A 2,183-nucleotide genomic window follows, 5' to 3' on the forward strand; every position below is an offset into this window, starting at 1 on the left:
TGGGATCATGGGGCGCTTACCTCAAATCGGTTAGATTGTTTTAATTAACGACTGCGCAATGCGTTTAAACGAGGCAAAGCAGGTATCAAAATCATGAGGCTCGGTGTTAAACACCATAGGGGTAACAAAGTCCTGAAAGCGCTGGCGAAAAACTGGGTTATCTTCAAGTTCTTTTAGCCCGAGCTGTAGCTCTTGTTTAGGGTTAGCTACAAACTCAGTGTGTTGATTACCAAAGCGATCGATATCTTCCTTCAATACCGTGTTAAACAACGCTGTCATTGCTGTAAGGTCGAAGTTTTCTAATTGTGCTTCGGTCTTTAAAATGCAGTAAACATCATAGATGTGGCGTACAAGCGTGGCATCGTCCTTACGTTGCGTATCGCGCTTTACTGACATGGTACGGCGCAACATTGAAATCACTTTCTCCACCAAGGTCGCTTGAATAGAGACGCAATCAAACGCTTTTACTTCTTGTGGCTGTCGATACAGTTCCGCTACCAATGATTGGACCGGCCGTGGTTCTACATCCAGTAGGGGGATCGTCTCTATTAACTCAAGTTTAATGATGGGGCGAAGACATGGCGCTTGGCTAAACTACTGCGGGTATCTGAGTTCAAACTCGACATAGCGATATTCATCACGAACGAGACGCGACTCAACGGTAAATCGCTCTGTTTGAGTGATCGCCATTTCAATCTCGTGAATGCATGTCTTACGGGCGGCTTTCTTTTGGCCGCGACTCAGCTCACCAAATTCTTGATGGGGAATGAGCTTTATATCCACATCTTCTGACATTCTCAGGATTTTAACGTTTGACTTGGCTAGCGCAGTCCCCCCAGAAAAAACCATTTGATGATTCACAGGCGATACCTTCGCTAATTCGCTAAGTAAGGCGACGACCCAGTAATCTTTTTCAATAATGGCTGGGTTTCCGAGCTCAAGCGCATCGGAAACCTCAAGGAATTGTTGTTTTAGTTTTTCCATATTAACTCGGTGAGTTTAAGACTCGGTTACCGACAGCTAACTTGCGATTAAACTGTTTATGGTTCCAGGAGTATTGAATGGAGGATGGGATTTGGGTGCTTTTACCAGATAGGCTTTGTAAAGACAGTTTGTCCATTTCAAAATCGACACCTTTCATCTTTAAAATTTCACGCATCAGGGCATCGCTTCCGCCAGGGTTTGTGGGCATGGGTCTGCCGGTTAGACTATTCATTCTTGCTTTTGTGTATAGACCGTAGCCAAGCTTGATTAACTCACCTTGCTTAACTAACTGCCTTAACGCTCGACCGATTTGGTCGTAGCTAGCAAAACCATCAAAGTCTTTGCGCTCAAAAACATAACGTCTCGAGCGCTTTATCTTTTGATAAACGCGTTCAACTGCTGTCATTTGAACCTCCTAGCTTTCATACGTGTCGGTAGTATAACGCAACCTTATAATGACAGAAAGAAATACGGCACATTCAAAAGAAGATATACGGCGTTAAAAAACACAAAAAAACCATAAAATATTGATTTATATTTACTTTTTTATGATAAATAAAAACGACCTATCTATGAGTTACATCCTAACCTCACTATGAGTCTATCCCCTCAGATATGTTTAGAGCATCCTCTATTTCTACACCTAAATAGCGAATGGTATTATCTAACTTCACATGGCCAAGCAATAACTGCACAGCGCGAATGTTTTTAGTTCTCGCATAAATTAAGGTCGCCTTGGTACGGCGCATCGAGTGTGTACCATAGAGGTAGGGATCGTAGCCGAGTTCGGTTACCCAGCGGCGAATGATAGTGGCATAGTTGCTATAACTCATCGATTTCCCCTGCCTCCTAGGACTAGGGAAGATATAGTCTGATGCCGTCAGCTGGCGCTGCATTAGCCATTGAGCTAATGATTGTGCAGTACGAGAAGTAATCTCAAATTGTACTTCTCTGCCAGTTTTACTCTGACTGTAAAGTACTCGTTCTTGAATTACACCACCAGAAGAGATATCCCTCACTTTCATTCTGAGCAAATCACATGAACGCAATTTGCAGTCGATAGCGAGATTGAGCAGAGCCAATTCCATGATGTTGCCTTCGATTTCTAGTCTAGTGCGAATCCGCCAGATATCTTCGAGCTTGAAGGGCTTTTTCTGCCCAGTGAGGTGACCTTTCTTTTGATCCGCACCACCAGTTTT

2 protein-coding genes and 1 pseudogene are annotated in these 2,183 nt (G+C 43.5%); all 3 read right to left on the reverse strand.

Features of this window, described 5'->3' with window-relative positions; all coding sequences use genetic code 11:
- Nucleotides 1-30: 30 nt before the first annotated feature.
- Nucleotides 31-984 (reverse strand): annotated as a pseudogene (locus tag PL85_RS05675) (nucleotidyl transferase AbiEii/AbiGii toxin family protein).
- A 1-nt stretch (nucleotide 985) separates the two neighbouring features.
- Nucleotides 986-1,390, reverse strand: coding sequence for a DUF6088 family protein (locus PL85_RS05680; RefSeq protein ID WP_008218079.1), 405 nt, complete (start codon nucleotides 1,388-1,390; stop codon nucleotides 986-988).
- 187 nt (nucleotides 1,391-1,577) lie between these two features.
- Nucleotides 1,578-2,114 carry a tyrosine-type recombinase/integrase gene (locus PL85_RS05685; protein ID WP_194552997.1) on the reverse strand — a complete coding sequence of 179 codons (537 nt, stop codon included), beginning with the start codon at nucleotides 2,112-2,114 and terminating at the stop codon, nucleotides 1,578-1,580.
- Between the last annotated feature and the right edge of the window lie 69 nt (nucleotides 2,115-2,183).

The organism is Vibrio anguillarum (assembly GCF_001989995.2).
Taxonomy (GTDB): domain Bacteria; phylum Pseudomonadota; class Gammaproteobacteria; order Enterobacterales; family Vibrionaceae; genus Vibrio; species Vibrio anguillarum.